The sequence below is a fragment of the Flavobacterium sp. LM5 genome (assembly GCF_002017945.1).
Classification (GTDB): domain Bacteria; phylum Bacteroidota; class Bacteroidia; order Flavobacteriales; family Flavobacteriaceae; genus Flavobacterium; species Flavobacterium succinicans.
On record NZ_MUFX01000005.1, the window covers coordinates 15,911 to 35,286 of the forward strand.

At 34.7% G+C, this 19,376-nt stretch carries 15 protein-coding genes; 14 read left to right on the forward strand and 1 reads right to left on the reverse strand.

The annotated features are described in order from the left end of the window. The first annotated feature begins 4 nt into the window (after nt 1-4). From BXU11_RS13905 to BXU11_RS13945, 9 genes are all read left to right on the forward strand, one after another. Complete coding sequence (locus BXU11_RS13905; RefSeq protein ID WP_078212970.1) at nt 5-2,230, forward strand: glycoside hydrolase family 3 N-terminal domain-containing protein; 2,226 nt, start codon at nt 5-7, stop codon at nt 2,228-2,230. A gap of 18 nt (nt 2,231-2,248) precedes the next feature. After that, nucleotides 2,249-3,175: a sialate O-acetylesterase gene (locus BXU11_RS13910; protein WP_189318536.1), complete on the forward strand. Its 927-nt coding sequence runs from the start codon at nt 2,249-2,251 to the stop codon at nt 3,173-3,175. A 141-nt stretch (nt 3,176-3,316) separates the two neighbouring features. After that, a complete protein-coding gene (locus BXU11_RS13915; RefSeq protein WP_078212972.1) occupies nt 3,317-5,476 on the forward strand; it encodes a glycoside hydrolase family 3 protein in 2,160 nt (719 codons plus the stop codon). A gap of 674 nt (nt 5,477-6,150) precedes the next feature. Continuing rightward, nucleotides 6,151-7,632: a T9SS type A sorting domain-containing protein gene (locus BXU11_RS13920; RefSeq protein ID WP_078212973.1), complete on the forward strand. Its 1,482-nt coding sequence runs from the start codon at nt 6,151-6,153 to the stop codon at nt 7,630-7,632. Nucleotides 7,633-7,749: 117 nt separating this feature from the next. Then, nucleotides 7,750-8,055, forward strand: a complete 306-nt coding sequence (locus BXU11_RS13925) for a choice-of-anchor tandem repeat GloVer-containing protein (RefSeq protein WP_078212974.1) — start codon at nt 7,750-7,752, stop codon at nt 8,053-8,055. A gap of 214 nt (nt 8,056-8,269) precedes the next feature. After that, the gene (locus BXU11_RS13930; RefSeq protein ID WP_078212975.1) at nt 8,270-8,974 is read left to right on the forward strand and encodes a hypothetical protein; all 705 of its coding nucleotides are present in this window, start codon (nt 8,270-8,272) and stop codon (nt 8,972-8,974) included. 91 nt (nt 8,975-9,065) lie between these two features. Further along, nucleotides 9,066-9,458, forward strand: a complete 393-nt coding sequence (locus tag BXU11_RS13935; protein WP_078212976.1) for a lipocalin family protein — start codon at nt 9,066-9,068, stop codon at nt 9,456-9,458. A gap of 2,145 nt (nt 9,459-11,603) precedes the next feature. After that, nucleotides 11,604-12,428, forward strand: a complete 825-nt coding sequence (locus tag BXU11_RS13940; protein ID WP_078212977.1) for a toll/interleukin-1 receptor domain-containing protein — start codon at nt 11,604-11,606, stop codon at nt 12,426-12,428. A 185-nt stretch (nt 12,429-12,613) separates the two neighbouring features. Beyond that, on the forward strand, nt 12,614-13,096 hold the full coding sequence (locus BXU11_RS13945) for a hypothetical protein (protein ID WP_078212978.1): 483 nt from the start codon (nt 12,614-12,616) through the stop codon (nt 13,094-13,096). A 160-nt stretch (nt 13,097-13,256) separates the two neighbouring features. Here the strand turns inward: BXU11_RS13945 and BXU11_RS13950 are convergent, their stop codons facing one another. Further along, nucleotides 13,257-13,466, reverse strand: coding sequence for a hypothetical protein (locus BXU11_RS13950; protein WP_078212979.1), 210 nt, complete (start codon nt 13,464-13,466; stop codon nt 13,257-13,259). Nucleotides 13,467-14,650: 1,184 nt separating this feature from the next. Here BXU11_RS13950 and BXU11_RS13955 point away from each other — a divergent pair. From BXU11_RS13955 to BXU11_RS13975, 5 genes are all read left to right on the forward strand, one after another. Continuing rightward, on the forward strand, nt 14,651-15,376 hold the full coding sequence (locus BXU11_RS13955; RefSeq protein WP_078212980.1) for a hypothetical protein: 726 nt from the start codon (nt 14,651-14,653) through the stop codon (nt 15,374-15,376). A gap of 158 nt (nt 15,377-15,534) precedes the next feature. After that, nucleotides 15,535-16,044, forward strand: coding sequence for a hypothetical protein (locus BXU11_RS13960; protein WP_078212981.1), 510 nt, complete (start codon nt 15,535-15,537; stop codon nt 16,042-16,044). A gap of 274 nt (nt 16,045-16,318) precedes the next feature. Next, complete coding sequence (locus tag BXU11_RS13965) at nt 16,319-16,807, forward strand: VOC family protein (protein WP_139363513.1); 489 nt, start codon at nt 16,319-16,321, stop codon at nt 16,805-16,807. A 172-nt stretch (nt 16,808-16,979) separates the two neighbouring features. Further along, on the forward strand, nt 16,980-17,663 hold the full coding sequence (locus tag BXU11_RS13970) for a hypothetical protein (protein ID WP_078212982.1): 684 nt from the start codon (nt 16,980-16,982) through the stop codon (nt 17,661-17,663). Between the two features lie 209 nt (nt 17,664-17,872). Further along, nucleotides 17,873-18,367 (forward strand): hypothetical protein, encoded by a 495-nt coding sequence (locus tag BXU11_RS13975; protein ID WP_078212983.1) that lies wholly within the window; start codon nt 17,873-17,875, stop codon nt 18,365-18,367. The last annotated feature ends 1,009 nt before the right edge of the window (nt 18,368-19,376 follow it).

Below are 19,376 nucleotides of genomic sequence, written 5' to 3' on the forward strand. Positions count from 1 at the left end.
AAAAATGAAAAAGGTAATACTACTGCTATTTTTGGGGTGCAATGTGCTGGTTTTTGCACAATCCAAGAATATCGATCAAAAAGTCGAGGCGTTATTGCGACAAATGACTTTGGAAGAAAAAATAGGACAGCTCAATCAATATACAGGTGATAATGCTGCTACTGGCCCTATCACCATTAATCCCAACAAAAAAGCCGAAATCAAACAAGGACTAATCGGTTCTATGTTGAATATTTTGGGAACCAAATATACGCGTCAATACCAAGAATTGGCCATGCAATCGCGTTTGAAAATTCCGTTGTTATTTGGTCAAGACGTCATTCACGGATACAAAACCACCTTCCCTATTCCTTTGGCTGAAGCCGCTTCATGGGATTTAGAAGCCATGGAACTTTCGGCAAGAATTGCGGCTATAGAAACAGCGGCTGCTGGAATTCACTGGACGTTTGCGCCTATGGTCGATATTTCTAGAGATCCAAGATGGGGTCGTGTGATGGAAGGTGCTGGAGAAGATACGTATTTGGGTTCTAAAATTGCTTATGCAAGAGTTAAAGGTTTTCAAGGAAATTTAGGAGACGTTACTTCGGTGATGGCTTGTGTAAAACACTTTGCGGCCTATGGTGCTGCGGTGGGCGGACGCGACTATAATTCGGTAGATATGAGTGATCGAATGTTGTGGGAAACCTACTTGCCTCCTTTCAAAGCGGCTTTAGATGCGGGTGCAGCTACATTTATGAATTCGTTTAATGACTTGAACGGAATTCCAGCCACTGGCAATGCCTATTTGCAACGCGATATCCTTAAAGGGAAGTGGAATTTTAAAGGTTTCGTAGTTTCAGACTGGGGCTCTATTGGCGAAATGGTCAATCACGGTTATGCAAAAGATAATAAAGAAGCAGCATTGGCAGCGATTACAGCGGGTAGCGATATGGATATGGAAAGCAATGCCTATCGTTATCATTTAGCACAATTGGTAAAAGAGAAAAAAGTGCCAATGGCTTTGATTGATGATGCGGTAAAACGGATACTGCGCAAGAAATTTGAGTTGGGATTGTTCGATGATCCGTTCAAATTCAATAATGAAGAACGCGAACAAAAAGCTTTAAACAATCCAGAACATCGAAAAGTGGCTAGAGCAATGGCGGCCAAAAGTATTGTTTTGTTGAAAAACGAAAAAGGAATTTTACCACTTTCAAAATCGACCAAAACCATTGCATTCATTGGTCCTTTGGTGAAAGAATACAAACAAAATATGGGCTTTTGGTCCGTAGAATTACCCGAATTGGATTATACCAAAGAGATTGTTTCGCAGTGGGATGGATTGCAAAATAAAGTTGGTAAAGAGACACAACTCTTGTATGCCAAAGGTTGCGACATCGAAGGTGACAATACAAAAGGTTTTGCAGAGGCTATTGCCGTGGCCAATCAAGCAGATGTGGTGATTTTGAGCATTGGCGAACGAAGAGATCAAAGTGGTGAGGCCAAAAGCCGTAGCAATTTGCGTCTGCCAGGAGTTCAAGAAGAATTAGTAAAAGCCATTCAAGCTACGGGCAAACCAGTAGTAGTGTTGATCAATGCGGGTAGACCACTTATTTTTAATTGGACAGCAGATCAAGTGCCTGCTATTTTATATACTTGGTGGTTGGGTTCTGAAGCGGGGAATGCCATTGCCGATGTGTTGTTTGGGGATTACAATCCTTCAGGAAAATTGCCAATGTCTTTTCCTAGAGAAGAAGGACAAATTCCAATTTATTACAATCACTTCAATACCGGAAGACCAGCGCCGAACGAAACGGCTACGAATTATGTTTCGGCTTATATCGACTTAAAAAACAGTCCGAAGTTTCCTTTTGGTTACGGATTGAGTTATACTACTTTCAAGTACTCCGATTTGCAACTGTCTAAAAAAGTAATGAAAAAAAATGAAACCATTACAGTTTCTTTTACCCTTACCAACACTGGAAAATTCGATGGAGAAGAAGTGGTGCAATTGTATCTAAAAGATCAAGTGGGTAGTGTAGTGCGTCCGGTAAAAGAGTTGCGTGATTTTCAAAAAGTGTTTTTAAAAGCAGGAGCTTCGCAAAAGATTACGTTTACTGTAGATAAAGAAAAACTAGCTTTTTATAATGCCAAATTAGAATGGGCGCCTGAACCGGGTGCATTCGAAGTGCAATTAGGAGCTTCATCCGCAGATATTCGCTTGAAAGACAATTTTGAATTATTACAATAACCTTTTAAATAAATGAAAATGAAAAATCTATTTTTTTTACTTGTAATGCCTTTTATCCTTTTCGCTCAAACAAAAAAAGATACCATCAGAGTATATTATTTGGGAGGGCAATCTAATATGGAAGGCTTTGGCTATGTGAAAGAGTTACCAGATGCCTTACACAAAAAAAACAACAAAGCATTTATTTATCAAGGCAATCCAGTGGGTGATAATGATGCCAATGGCGGTTTAGGAAAGTGGGCCGTTTTGCAGCCTGGTCACGGAACGGGTTTTGCTTCGGATGGCAAAAACAACACGCTTTCTGACCGATTTGGGGTTGAGCTTTCGTTTGTTCAAAAATTACAAGAGGAATATCCCAATCAAAAGATTGCCATTATAAAATATGCCCGAAACGGTTCAGCAATTGATAGTAGCGGAAACAATTTTTATGGCTCTTGGGAGCCTGATTTTAGAAGAGTAAAAAATCAATACGATTTTTTTTTAAAAACAGTGCAAGCAGCTATGGCTGTTAAAGATATCAACGGCGATGGTGTTGAAGACGTCTTAGTGCCTAGCGGAATTCTTTGGATGCAAGGAGAAAGCGATGCTGATAAAACGGAGCAAATTGCGAACCACTATTATGACAATTTGAAACGATTGATGCAACTCATTCGTGCCGCTTTTAGAAACAATGATTTACCTATCGTCATCGGAAAAATATCCGATTCTGGAGATGATACCGATGGAAAAGTTTGGGGTTTTGGAGAATTAGTCCAATACGGACAAGAAAAATTTGCCCTTACGGAACCCAACGTGCGTATTGTGCGAAGCACCTCCAAATACCTTTACTCAGATAAATACCATTACAAAAGCGAGGGATATATAGATTTGGGAAAAGAATTTGCCAAAGCCATTGTAAATCTTAACAAGAAAGATAACAATCACCCAGAAATGCAACACCATTAGTACAATTCAAATAGAGGATAATAATTAAATTTTATTATGCTGTAAAACATAAAGTTACATTTTCTTATTGATACTTGTGACCTTCGATTTGTAACTAATGCTAAATTCTAACATGAATGCTAACAAATAACTTTTACATATATGAAAAAAATAATACTATTATTTGTTTTATTAGTTGGGTTGCTTTCGTTTTCTCAAACTGACGCCACAACTGAAAAAAGAATTCAGTCATTAGTAAAAAAAATGACGCTCCAAGAAAAAGTGAGTTTATTACACGGTAATTCTAAGTTTTATGTTTCCGATATTAAACGATTGGGCATACCAGAATGGGCTTTGTCCGATGGACCCCACGGCGTGCGTGCCGAAATAAACCGACACAATTGGCAATATGCTGGTTGGAAAGATGATGCAGTAACTTGTTTCCCTCCCGGTACTGCTATGGCCGCCACTTGGAATTTAGATTTGACTGCCCAACGAGGTTACGTTTTAGGTGAAGAAGCCCGATTTAGAAAAAAAGACGTGCTCTTAGGACCAGGCATCAATATTATTAGAAGTCCATTATGTGGAAGAAATTTTGAGTATTTAAGTGAAGATCCTTTTTTAATTTCTCAATTGACGGTTAGCTATATTAAAGCTTTGCAAAGCAAAGATGTGGCGGCTAGTGTAAAACATTTTGCTGCGAATAATCAAGAAGACAATCGATTTGTGATAGATGTAACGATGAGCGATAGGGCTTTGCACGAAATTTATTTGCCTGGTTTTAAAGCTGCAGTTATGGACGCAAAAGTGTTAACCGTGATGGGCGCTTACAATAAATTTAGAGGCGATTATTGCACGGAGAATTTGTTGTTGGGACGAACTATTTTGCGTGACTTGTACCAATTCAAAGGCGTTTATATGTCGGATTGGGATGCGACTCACAGTACAGTCAATGCGGCTTTGGCTGGATTGGATTTAGAAATGGGAACTAATAAAACCAATTATAACGAATGGTATTTTGCGGATCCTTTAATTAAAGCCGTGCAAGAAGGCAAAGTAAAAGAAAGTGTGGTAGATGAAAAAGTAGCCAATGTGTTGCGAGTGATGATTAAAACAAAAGTTTTAGATCCCAAAAACAGAATCAAAGGAAGCGTGAATACCAAAGAACACCAAGCGTTGGCGTATCAATCGGCAGTGGAATCTATAGTTTTATTAAAGAACGAAAAACAGCTGTTGCCTTTGCCAATGAATGACTTGAAATCGGTGGCGGTTATTGGAGATAATGCGACCAGAAAGCATTGCGGTGGCGGATTGAGTTCCGAAATCAAGCCTTTATACGAAATCACACCATTGGAAGCGATTACCAATAAGTTCGGAAACCAATTGCAAATTAATTATGCGCAAGGCTACAATAAGCAATCTTCACCAGGAGAAGGCAGCAACAAAGGACAACTAAATTCTGATTTTGTCGATTGGAAATTAATCGATGAAGCAGTGGCTCAAGCCAAAAAATCCGATGTGGCGATTGTTTTTGCAGGATTAAATCACGATTTCGATTCGGAGTCGTTTGATAGAATTCATATGCGTTTGCCTTATGGACAAGAAACCTTAATTCAAGAAGTAACCAAAGCCAATCCCAAAACTATCGTGGTAATCATTGCAGGTTCTCCTTTAGAATTATCAGGAATTCAGACACGTGTTCCTTCAATTGTATGGGCGTGGTACGGCGGAATGGAAGCTGGAAATGCTGTGATGGATGTGTTGAGCGGAAAACAATATCCTTCTGGAAAATTACCCATCACTTTGCCAGTAAGTTTACAACAATCACCCGATGTTACTTTAGGGAATTATCCGGGAAGAGACCTAAAAGTGAAGTATGAAGAAGATATTTTGGTTGGCTACAGATGGTATGACACCAAGAAAATTGAACCACTTTATCCTTTCGGCTTTGGATTGTCGTATACTTCATTTGCAATTTCCAATGTGGGAACAGATAAAAAAACCTTCGATATAAACGATACGGTTACGCTAAAATGTACCATCAAAAACACAGGACAACTTGAAGGAGCAGAAGTACTTCAGTTGTATGCTAGTCAACCCGTTTGTTCGGTGCTTAGACCTCAAAAAGAATTAAAAGCTTTTGAAAAAGTAGTATTGAAAGCGGGCGAACAAAAAGAAGTTGCGCTTAAAGTCAAGATAAAAGATTTGGCTTTTTATGAAGAAAAAAATGCCAATTGGAAAGTAGAACCAGGAGAATTTGTTTTTCATTTAGGCACTTCTTCAAAAGAAATTGTAAATGCTGTAAGCATCCAAGTTAAATAAACCATTAAGATTTCTGATAAAAACAAAGAGCGATACTTTCTGTAGGAGAGTATCGCTCTTTTGGTAAATACACGCTCCACTCCTACTCCAATTTGCTATCCGTTGACTAAATTCTTCTCACAAAAAATCCCCCTCCCCGAGTTCCAACAACGCTACTAGACAGCAAGTAATCTTACTAGTTTTCTATTTTGGGCATGCCCCCGAGACACACCACCTTGCTACACCACACCAACCTGCTCCACGGGGTCGGGCTATCCATTATATCTTTGCTGGCTCAAAGAACCGCCAGCAAAGGATGCCATTCCTATCCCTCATGCGAAGTTAGAAGACGGGATTTGTTTTTTGAATTTGAATTTGAAATTATTCAGATTGCATACCATTATTACAGAAAATTTTTATATTTTTTGATAAAAAAATAATATATTTGAAAAAAAATTAAGTGAAGCAAACCTTCGCTTATACAACCAAATATAGTTGTATATACGAAGGTTTGTTTCGTGTATATGCTAGTTAGCGGCAATTTACTAAAACACACAACTTAAATATAATTAAACAACTTGCTTAAAAGTAACACTTTAAGAAACACACCCCGAGTTGAAAAAATATAAAAAATATAAAAAATTAAACAATTATTAAATTTTTTTGTTAATTTCATCATAGTAAAACTTTACTCTATGAAAAAACTATTATTCTTAACGCTTGGAATTTTATTTCTACAAAGTACATTAAACGCCCAAACCAGTGGTATTTATATGTATGGAACCACCTCCGAAGGAGGAGCTAATGGTCTTGGAACCATTTATAGAGTGGATCAATATGGTAACAATTATCAGAAAGTCTATGATTTTGCAGATAGTACTGGTGGTAATCCCGCAGCGGGATTAACATTGGCAAAGGGAAAGTTATATGGCGCTACCCTTTCTGGAGGGACATTGGTAAATGGTGCCACTGATGTTTTGGGGAGTTTTTTCTCTTTCGACCCTATTACCAATACCTTCACGGTTATAAAATACCTCGATAACCTTTCCACTATTGGATGGGTTATTAAGGATGCTCCAATATTGGCATCAAACGGTTTGCTGTATGGACATAGTGAAGCTTCCTATCTAAGTCCTATAGCATTTAATGGTTATGGAAAATTATTTTCATATAATCCTGTAACAGGTGTTTTTAATACAATTGCCACAATGGATGGTATTACAGGTATTGTAGAATCAAAATTAATGCAAGCTTCCAATGGAAAAATATACATGATCTCTAAAGATGGAGGAACTTATAAAAAAGGATCTGTAATGACTTATGATATTACATCAGGCAACATTACCACCCTGTTTAGCTCTAGAGGACACAGCCCTATCACTGAACCAATCCCTTGGCCAGATGACTTTGAGCAAGCTAGAAATAATCCCTTATTTGAAGCGAGTAATGGGAAGGTTTATTTAACCTCTCAAATTGGAGGAGTAGGAAATACTGGAACATCAAGGAGTTTTAACTTATCATCGGGTACAGGAGGGACAATTATCAAGGAATTTACTCAGGCGGTGGCTGGTGAAGGGATTTACCCTTCAGGTGGTTATTTAGAACTTGGAGGTTTTATATATGGCGCTACTTTCAAAGGAACAACCCTAGTTGATAGTTATGGAACTTTTTATAAAATAAATTTAAGCACATCTGAAATTACCTTTATTAAAACCTTAGATATTTCGGAAGGTGAAAATCCAGTAGGCACATTTGTTAAAAGTCCTTCAGCAAATCGTATTTATACAACTTGTAGATTAGGAGGAGCACATGGTAAAGGTACAATTTTAGAATATAATTTAACTACAAATATCTTTACTGTAAAACACTCGTTTAATACTGCCGATGGTATTAAACCTGAAAGAAATGGGCTTACAGTAGTTGATCACTCCACTTTGGGTGTTAAGGATGTAGTACTCGATAATGGGGTAGCGCTCTACCCTAATCCAGCTAGCAATTCATTTACTGTTGGAATGGAAAATATCGAATCCATCGAAATTTTCAATCTTTTGGGTCAAAAAGTGCAAACTGCTAAAAATACGAATACTGTAAATATTGAAAATTTAGCAAAAGGGGCTTATATTGTAAATGTAAATTCTCAAAATAAAACATATACTGCGAAACTGGTAAAAGACTAAGCAGCAAGTTCGATTAGTCATTCTAAGTAAGAGTGACTAATCGTTTTATGTTACTATTTTATCCATTAGTACTAGAATGCTATATTTATAACTTACTATTTATGAAATTTTAAAACTATGAAAAAACTATTATTCTTAACGCTTGGAATTTTATTTCTACAAAGTACATTAAACGCCCAAACCGAAGGTATTTATATGTATGGAACCACCTCCGAAGGCGGAACTAATGGACTTGGAACCATTTATAGAGTGGATCAATATGGTAACGATTATCAGAAAGTCTATGATTTTCAAGAAAGTACTGGCGGTAATCCCACAGCGGGATTAACATTGGCAAACGGAAAGTTATATGGCGCTACCCTTTCTGGAGGGACATTGGTAAATGTTGCCACTGCTGTTGTGGGGAGTTTTTTCACAGTCTGACGTCAGGCTTTGAAAAAACACTTTTTTTTAATATTCATTTTATAAAACTTGAATCATTCCGTTTTATGCCATGTTAGATTTGGGTGTGTTTTAGATAATTTGAACTAAATGAGCTTTAAATAAGTCGTTTTTTTAAAAATAATTACTCCGACCGGTTCATGTTATTAATATTTTTTGTAACCTTCGAGTGTTAACCCTTTAAAATCTATTTCTTATGAAATCAATTTCAAAACCAATTGTTATGTTATTATTTGCAGCTATAGTACCCTTACTTTCGTCTGCGCAAATCATTAAGGAGAAAGTTTATTTTCCGGCAGGTGAATCTTCAACTCTAATTGATGGAGAGTTAAAAGGTGGTCAAACTATTGATTATGTAGTTTCAGGTAAACAAAGTCAAAAGCTAGAGGTTACTATCAATTCGTCGTCGAACGCTGCTTGTTTTAATATACTGCTACCAGGACCAGAAGAGATGTCGGTTTTTAATAGTCAACTTGATGGAACTAAAGCCTCAATGAATCTTGATAAAAGTGGAAATTATACAATTAGAGTTTACCAAAAGAAAAGCTCTCAAATATTTTTTAGTTTAAAAATTGCTTTGTTGGCTGGGCGAGTTTCTGAAAGTTATGACGCAAAAGTTTCAGGAACCAATTTTAACGCAACCGGACAATTACGTTCGGTTTTAGGTTCTACCTCCATGAAGTGCGATTTTGGAGTAATTCGTTATACTAACGGAGGTGAAGTGCATGTAACAATGAAAGGAAGAGGTAAAAGAATTTTTGTTTTTACTGATGGGGAATGGAGCTGTAAATCAAGCAAATGCAAACTTACATATGGTAAAATTAAGGAGGATGAGTGGGAAGTAGTTTGTAATGGAAAAGAAAAATATTATATTCCCGAAGGAGTTATATATGGAGGATAACCTGGATATACAAACAAAAAGTACACATTCAGCTTATTAGACTACAACCAAAAGTTTGAACGAATTTTTTATTTAATAATACTTTAAATCTATGAAAAAACAATTAGCAACATTGGCAATCCTTGCAGGACTAACACTAGTTTCTTGCAACAAAACAACAAAAGAGGCTGAAACAACAGTTACAGAAACGGCAAAAGACACTACTAATTTATTGGTAGGTTCTTGGGTACGCCCTAACCCTATTAATGATAAAGAAGTTGAAGGTTTCACTATGAAAAGCGATGGATCTGCTGAATCAATCAATATGGCAACTTTGCTCTATAAAAAATGGTGGCAAGAAGATGGGAAATTAATACTAATTATGGAAAGTGTTGGAAATGGTACCTCAAGTATAGATACCATGCGATATGACATTGTAAAAAATACAGCTACAGAGTTGGAATTGAAAATGGGAGACTACACAGATAAATATACCAGACAATAAAACTGCCGCTAACACACGCTACAAGCAATTTGGGTATTAGGCTTAATTTGAAATTGGTTTTGTGTTTTAAAAATTAGTTTTTAACCGAGAGTTTTAGGCTTTCTTAATCCCAAACTGCTTGTAGCGCGATAACGTTGGAGGTAATTGGACCGTGCCACTTAGACTACGACGTTTTTTCACAATGAATTTTCGGGATATTTTTTTGGGATGTTTAGAAGAATAAAGCATTTAGGCTTCAAGTCTTTCGATTGGGAATCGTAGAAAGTTCACTTTCAATACGTTTGACAACGTAAAAGACTTGGCTAAGTTATCGAAAATAAATGACAAAGTCAATACTATATTTATTTTTGCTAACTTAAACATCACCAAAAAAATAGAGCCCTAAAACCCCTATTATTGACTTCGCCTAGCAGGCTTGCTAAGCGCAATAAATAATTGGTTTCATTGAATAGCATTGTGTTGAAAAAAAAAAAAGAGAGGAGTAGTCTATCCAACTCCGTTACTTAATTAAGCGATGGTTGTGCATAATTAAGTAACTACCCCCAACAGCGGCTATGCAAAATGCCTTCCGCTTTTTTAGATAAAAATAGTACAAATTAAAAAATTTGGCTATTTTAGCTATCATTAGTGAAGCGGCGAAAGAAGGCACTTCGCATAGCCGCAAACGTTAGGGTGTATAGCTCCGTTGAAAAGACACAGCCGACATCAACCAGAAGTTTTGCAACTGAAAAAATAATAAAGAACTAGCTAGCGTGCCGACGCAAATCAAGCTCAGAATCTGACATCGAAATGCGAAAGACAAGCAAATGTGAATCACTTTGCGGAAAACAGAAAGCGGAAAAATTTTTCACTTTTTTTTGAGTTTTAATAGAAAAACATAATTCTGACGACAAACACAAAACAGAAAAGCAACCGAAATTGAAACGTGGAAAAGTTGCCGACATTGGACTGGAAAATTGGAACGGATGAACTTTGGTGCTTTTCAAACGTGTCGCTACACACCCTAACACACGCTACAAGCGATTTGGGCAATTGGTTTAATGGGAAAATTGGTTTGTAATTGGAAGTTTTGGCTAATCAGAAAAATAACGCTAATTTAGGCCCAAACCGCGTGTAGCGCGGGAACGTTAGGGTGTATAGCTCCGTTGAAAAGACACAGCCGACATCAACCAGACGTTTTGCAACTGAAAAAATAATAATGAACTAGCTAGCGTGCCGACGCAAATCAAGCTCAGAATCTGACATCGAAATGCGAAAGAAAAGCAAATGTGAATCACTTTGCGGAAAACAGAAGCGGAAAAATTTTTCGTTTTTATTTTGAGTTTTAATGGAAAAACATCATTCTGACCACAAACAGAAAACAGAAAAGTTACCGAAATTGAAAACGTGGAAAAGTTACCGACATTGGACTGGAAAATTGGAGCGGATGAACTTTGGTGCTTTTCAAACGTGTCGCTACACACCCTAACACACGCTACAAGCGATTTGGGCAATTGGCTTTATCTGAAAATTGGTTTTGTATTTGGAAGTTTTGGCTTATCCGAAAAATAACGCTAATTTAGTCCCAAACCGCGTGTAGCGCGGGAACGTTATAGGGCAGTTGAGCCGAAATTACGCAGGCAAATCCAATTTGAAAATAAACAGTTGTTTCCACCGCAAATTTACAAAGCAGAAGCGTGAAAATTGGAAGCGCCAGCAAACGTTGAAAATAGTATTCTAACGACAAGAAGACGAAAAACGGAAGTGTGAAAATAGAAGTGTGAAAACGGAAGTGTGAAAAACGAAACTTACCAAGAGAAACTTGAAAAGCAGGCTCTAAAGAAAGTGAACAGACGAAGCAAACCTGAAATTGGGACTCTCCTACTCTAACGTGAAAAATGAAAAAGTGTGAAAGCTGGAATTGGCCAACAGAAGCGTGAACAATTTGCGGTTTAATAGTAATTTCGACTAAACAACCGCCCTATAACACACGCTACAAGCAAGCTGGGCAATTGGCTTAATTTGAAAATAGTTTGTATTTGATACATTTGTTTTTAACCGAAAGATTACGCATCTTTAATCCCAGCCTGCGTGTAGCGCGGGAACGTTGTGTGCTAGTTTAAGATAAAATCATCTAAATAAGAAATAATTAATAAAAACAAATAAATGAAAGTATTCATAAGTTGGTCAGGTGAAAGAAGCAGACAAGTTGCAGAATTATTAAATAATTGGATTCAATGTGTACTACAAGCAGTAGACCCTTGGCTGTCGAGCAAAGATATAGATAGAGGCTCTCTTTGGTTTTCTGAAATCACTAGTCAATTGTCAAATACTCATAATGGAATTGTATGTTTAACAAAATCAAACTTAAACAAGCCTTGGATTTTATTCGAATCAGGAGCTTTAGCGAAAGGTTTATCTTCAAATAGAGTATATACTTTTTTAATTGATTTAAATTCAAATGATATTAAAGATCCCTTAGCACAATTCAATCATACAACTCCAACAAAAGAGGGTGTATATCAATTAATAAGAACAATAAATAATGGGTTGGAAGATAAATCTCTAAAAGAAAATATTTTATTAAATGTTTTTGATACTTATTGGCCTCAATTTGAAACTGATTTTAAATTAATCTTGAAAAACACAAAAGATGAAGAAGTTCTTGAGGTTAGACCCAAAGATGATATTCTAAATGAAATTTTATATTCAGTTCGAGGAATGGATAAAAGATTGAGAGTATTAGAAGATGTAGACACCATAAACAAGATAAGTTATAATAACTCAAGTAGAAAAAGAAATGGAAGCTATAGTAATGTAATAAAAGTGCCATTAGAAGAATTCGGCATTAATCCTAAAACCTTACACAACTTAAAATCTTATAATATTAATACTTTAGAAGATTACATTAAAATTGAAAGCGAAAATTCAATAAAATTACCAGAAAGTATCAGAAAAGAGATTCATACAATTATGGATATTGTTGCTTAAAAAACCAGCACACAACACACGCTACAAGCAATTTGGGCATTTGGCTTAATGGGAAATTTGGTTTGTATTTGGAAGATTTGGCAAATCCGAAAGATAACGCTGATTTAATCCCAAACTGCTTGTAGCGCGAGAACGTTAGCAGCAATGCTAAAAAATGAACTAATAGCAAAAATATATTTTAAATAATGAAAATTGATTCTTTAAATTTAGATTACTATTCTGGCTTTTTAGGAGAAAAAGAAATTAGATTTTATACTAATTCTCAAGAAGTTGTCTTTAAAAAAAACATTAAAGAATACGAGAAAGATAAATATTGTGAAATTCAATTAGAACAAGGAGAAAATAACATATATTTTTTTAGTCTTTGGGAAGGATATTTTGATTCATTTGTAAGAGAACTTATCGTTCGTAAAAAAGAATATCAAGAATTGCCAAATTTTATAAAAAACTGGTATGAATGTAAAGGCTGGCGAGATATTGAATCAATTGAAGATTTAATTACTGAAAATGAACTTGAATGGTTAATAAGTTTAGTTCCTGAAATAAATGAACAACATAAACAAAATTTACAAGAAAGTGTCTGGGATTATGATTGTATAAATGATTTGTTGGAGTTTTTTATTTTTATAAAAAATAATTCTTGGGAATTAAGAATATGTGAAGAATAAAAATTGGGAAAACAAGCACTACTGCTAACACACGCTACAAGCAATTTGGGTATTAGGCTTAATTTGAAATTGGTTTTGTATTTGGAAGATTTTGCAAATCCGAAGAATGGGCTTAATTTAGTCCCAAACTGCTTGTAGCGCGGGAACGTTAGTAGCAAGACTACGATTCCGTTTCTTCAAGGTAATCCCAATGTGTTGGTTTTTTATTATCAACTTTTTTTTCTTTGTTTTGCGTTAGCCTCCAAATGTTATTTTTATAAACACCCGTAGTTTCCCATCCTTCTCTTTCTGGCGCACCAATACCACTTGGTTTGTGGTAAACTTTTATTTTTGTATTTTCAGGAGGTTTTTGAAATAATATATTTTTCATTTTTAATAATATTTAGTTTTTAATAATCCGTCCAGCTACTAACAGCTAGTACAACCCAGCAGTAGTATTGGTGATTAATTGTTTTATTTGTGTGTATTTGGTTTGATTTTCGCTTATCCGAAGCACAACGCTAGCTTTCTACTGCCGTGCTGTACTAGCAGGACGTTGGAGGTAATTGGACCGTGCCACTTAGACTACGACGTTTTTTCACAATGAATTTTCGGGATATTTTTTTGGGATGTTTAGAAGAATAAAGCATTTAGGCTTCAAGTCTTTCGATTGGGAATCGTAGAAAGTTCACTTTCAATACGTTTGACAACGTAAAAGACTTGGCTAAGTTATCGAAAATAAATGACAAAGTCAATACTATATTTATTTTTGCTAACTTAAACATCACCAAAAAAATAGAGCCCTAAAACCCCTATTATTGACTTCGCCTAGCAGGCTTGCTAAGCGCAATAAATAATTGGTTTCATTGAATAGCATTGTGTTGAAAAAAAAAAAGAGAGGAGTAGTCTATCCAACTCCGTTACTTAATTAAGCGATGGTTGTGCATAATTAAGTAACTACCCCCAACAGCGGCTATGCAAAATGCCTTCCGCTTTTTTAGATAAAAATAGTACAAATTAAAAAATTTGGCTATTTTAGCTATCATTAGTGAAGCGGCGAAAGAAGGCACTTCGCATAGCCGCAAACGTTAGGGTGTATAGCTCCGTTGAAAAGACACAGCCGACATCAACCAGACGTTTTGCAACTGAAAAAATAATAATGAACTAGCTAGCGTGCCGACGCAAATCAAGCTCAGAATCTGACATCGAAATGCGAAAGACAAGCAAATGTGAATCACTTTTCGGAAAACAGAAAGCGGAAAAATTTTTCGTTTTTATTTTGAGTTTTAATGGAAAAACATAATTCCGAAGACAAACAGAAAACTGAAAAGTTACCGAAATTGAAACATGGAAAAGTTGCCGAAATTGGACTGGAAAATTGGAACGGATGAACTTTGGTGCTTTTCAAACGTGTCGCTACACACCCTAACACACGCTACAAGCGATTTGGGCATTTTGGCTTAATGGGAAAATTGGTTTGTATTTGGAAGTTTTGGCTAATCAGAAAAATAACGCTAATTTAGTCCCAAACCGCGTGTAGCGCGGGAACGTTAGGCGCAAGCAAAAAACACGACAATGATAACAGACAAACCATGGATATCTGGACCAAGAGAATTACTTGTTCACGGAATACAGCATTTAGAACTTAATACTGGTTTTGATAATCGTATTGCAATGATTTCAATTGACAATTCTGTTGAATTGACAATAAAAACTTATCTGGGATTACCGAAAAGAATTACCAAAATTGAAGGCTTAACTAGAAAGCGCTTTGAAGAAGTAATTTCCTCATTTCCAAATTTGTTAGATGGTTTAGAAGAATTCGCAAATGAAAAACTAAATGGAATTGACCTTGGTGATATAGAATGGTTTCATCGTTTGCGAAATCAGCTTTATCATGATGGTAATGGAATTACAGTAGAAAAAGAAAAGGTTGAAACTTATGCAGAAATTGCCAAAATCTTATTTGAAAATTTATTTGGTATTCAAATTGAACAATCTGGTGATGAATTCATAAATCATAACTTAACAGGCGAGTTTATTAAAATTTGGGCTGACTTAGAAAAGTTAACTTCATTTACAGCTGATGATGGTAGAAGAATTTTACCGCTTGAAAGGTTTAGAATTTTAGCTGAAAAAGGAGAACTTTCAAATAGTCAAGCACAAAGGTTAGATGAAATAAGACGATTCAGAAATAACTTAGTTCATGGAATGACTTTACCAACCAAAAATGAATTAAAAAAGGTTGTGGAAGATTTAAAAAGTATTTACAGAAGCGTACAGAACATTGCCAGCGCCTAACAGCCGTTTCTCGCAATTGCGAATTTTGTGGTAAGTTCACGTTTGCGTTTCGCAAGAATTTTTATCTTTAACAGAAAATAATTCGTTCCGAAGTTCGCAACTGACGAGAAGCGGCGGAACGTTATGCCTCAGTTTAGAGAACCGAAACAAAGAAGACAATGAGAATAAAACATAAATATTCAGAAAAACACACATCTGACCCTTCTGTGGCTTTAGAGCATTGGCACGAAAATTATTATCCAAACAAAAAGTATTTGAATTATGAATTCTATGATGTGCCAAAAATTGTTGATTTATACGAAATAAATATCCAAAATAGTGAACCAATTTTTCTAAAATCAACGTTTGAATATTTTGCAAAACAGATGATCCAAAGCGAACCTCATAAATATATTTACAAGCCTTTAGCTGAAAATAGACTTGACGAACATTTGATGCCGACAAATAAACTAAATCAATCATTTTTATTTCGATTTGAAAACATTTCAAAAAGCCTACCCACACCAAAAGAAATAGTACAAAAAATAATTAATTCGACTATATCAAAATGGTCTTTTAAAGCATTTGGTATATTGTTTACAATCATATTTTTGCCTATCGTGTCATTAATTATTTGGGATTTATATAGAGTTGAATTAATAAAATATTGGAAATTTATATTTTCGTAAAACATAATAATTATTTAAAAATACTTCCGACTTTAAAAACGGTGAGGAAGCGAAACCGAAAATTGAAACGTGAATATTGGAATAAATAAAAAACCGAAGGCATAACAGCTACTACAACGGATTTGGGCATTGGGCTTAATGGGAAAATGGTTTTGTACTTGGCAGTTTAGTGATAACCGAAAAATAAATCTTAATTTAGTTCCCAAACCCGCTGTAGTACCAGAACGTTAGCGGTTATTTTAAGGACGACCCGTAAATTGACAAAATATATAAAATGAAAAGAACTAAATATATATTGACAGCGGTAACTTTTGGAGTTTTAATTCTACTGCTATTTTCCTGTGGCGACAATTCAAAAACGACAATCAAACAAACTGACAAGAATATTATGACGAAAAAATCAAACCCAGTAGTATATTTTGAAATTCCAGTGACTGACATTAACAGAGCAATAAAGTTCTACAATACTGTATTTCATTTTGACTTTGACAAAGAAAATATTGACAACAATGAAATGGCGTTATTTCCCTTTTCGGACGAAAACTCAGGAATTTCAGGAGCATTAGCAAAAGGAGAGATTTACAAGCCAACAAAAGACGGTGTTGTGATTTACTTTAAGACAGAAAATATTGATGAGACAATTGAAATGGCTATATCAAATGGTGGACAAATTTTATATCCCAAAACGGACAATGGAATTGGACTTGTTGCCGAATTTGAAGACACAGAAGGAAACAGAATTGCATTATATCAAACTAAATGACGACAGAAAAAACAACCGCTAACAGCAGTTTGGCAAAATGGCGGGTTCAGTGTTGAATTGAACATTCGGATTTCAAATAAACATTAGTGCTTAATTGAAAGTAAGTGCTTCTAAATCCGCCACTTCGCCAAGCTGCAAAACGTTAGGGTGTATAGCTCCGTTGAAACGTTAAATGAATGCAATAAAAAAATATTTTATAATTTGGTGGATACCAATAATTGGATATCTACTTCCTTTTTTAATTTATACGTTAGGAGCTATTTTAAAAAACGATGATGTTATTGACTTCGCTTTAATTGTGTTTTTCATAAACATATTAGCCAATTTTATTTCTTCAATTGTTCAAATTGCGATAAAGAAATGGTATTTCTTAGTTCCTCAAATTTTAATTTCAGGATTCTTATTTTATTATATTTCAATATTTTTCACATTTTCTCCTCCTGATTATTATGGAGCAAACAAAACAATTCCAAAGAATGTAAAAATTGAAAGTCCAATAGAAAGAGAAATTAATGAAAGTGATTTAGCCGCAAACGATTTTAAGTTAGCTTCTATTTCGCAACCTGGAATTTATAATTTTTGCACTAATTATCAACCTAAAGTAAATGGAATATTATATATCAAAGCATACGAAATCACCTCAAATGATAGATTATCAGAGGACAGAATAACTGAGCGGTCAAAAATTTTAATTGAAAATCAAACCGAAAAGCTATATTCTGGTGAATTTACAATTTATGAAGGCTCTTGGGGTGATAAATATGGCGCAAGAATTGAACTTTGGTTCAAACCAAAAAATGAAAAAGAATACAAAATCACAGAAAAAAATTATGTTGTAGAAGGCTGGATGCGCTAAAAAAACTGCTGGTAACACACGCTACAAGCAAGCTGGGCAATTGGCTCAATTTGAAAATAGTTTGTGTTTGATACATTTGTTTTTAACCGAAAGATTATGCATCTTTAATCCCAGCCTGCGTGTAGCGCGGGAACGTTGGCGGTAATGTTGTACCGAAAGACAAGAAATAAACCACATTATAGAAATAATTTTTGGAAAAATAATTAAAAATGCAGAAAACGGAAAGTAGAATTAAAATTATTGGAATATATCAAATCATTGGAGGTTTAATTGGATTAATTGCTACAATACCATTATTGGTTAAATTTGGGTTCACAAATGGAACGACATTTAAAATGTTTCTCCTGTTTTTATCATTGTATTCCTTTTCAGTATTTTGTGGTTATTTACTATTAAAAAAGCAATTTGAAAAAGGATTAAACTATTCAATTATAAACCAACTAATTCAAGTTTTAAGTTTTTCAATTTTGGGTTTTACTTTTAAATTTTACTCAGGTCTATTTCTTAGCTTAGGTTTGAATTTAACAACAGATGCTATTTTAACCTATAACTTTGGACTTACAACTTGGAATTTTAAGCTAATTTCCGAAAACGGAATAATTGAAATTAGTATTAATTTAGTTGCTCTGATTTTAATCAATATCGTATTTAACTTAAAAGAAAAATTGAAAGCCCAAAAAACGCAATCAATTAACAATAACTAACCAGTGAAACGAAAAACACTACCGCCAACAGCTACTACAACGGATTTGGGCATTGGGCTTAATGGGAAAATGGTTTTGTATTTGGCAGTTTAGCGATAACCGAAAAATAAATCTTAATTTAGAACCCAAACCCGCTGTAGTACCAGAACGTTAGCGGTCAGTTGCGAAAAAAAGTAGACGATTAAAATATCATTTGTGGAAAAAATTTTAAATATTTATTTTTATAATTTCTGTCTTTTAGACAGGAGTTTAGGGAAATTAATAACTGTGTATTTAAACCCTTTTGTCTGGATAAGTAATTTTAATAAAATCAGTTTGGGAACAAAAATGTTTTTTGAACATATGGAAAAAAATTTTCCGACATTTTTGAATTATTACAAATATGATGCTAGAGTAAAATTGTTTTTTATTCCTTTCTTGATTTTGGTTAACTCTTTTATTATTAATGTGGTTCTCCTAATTTTAAGAGTGAATTTAGCGAATAGTTATTTTGTCATTCTAATTATAAGTAGTTTAGTATCTTTAATAGAAGCGTTTATATTCGTATTTCAAGAGAATAAATTTTATAACTACCATAAAGAATTTAATAGAACTAAAAAATATGATTTTCCAATAATTACATTCATATCTATTATAGTAATATTTTGTCTTTGGATTTATTCCTTCTTAATTTAAAAAGTTTTAATGAAATGGAATAAGTAAAAACCTTCAGATTATAGCTGACTTTACAGTAAAAGAAGAAACGTAATAGAAATGAGTGTTGTAGTATGTAATTTTTTATAATAATTATATTTTGCCGAAATCAAGCAGTTTGGCGTTATATACTCAGAAAGAAAACAAAAAAATTAAAATAGAAAACGGAATATATAAAATAAACAACCGAACCGCTAACAGCTACTACAACGGATTTGGGCATTTGGCTTAATGGGAAAATGGTTTTGTATTTGGCAGTTTAGCGATAACCGAAAAATAAATCTTAATTTAGAACCCAAACCCGCTGTAGTACCAG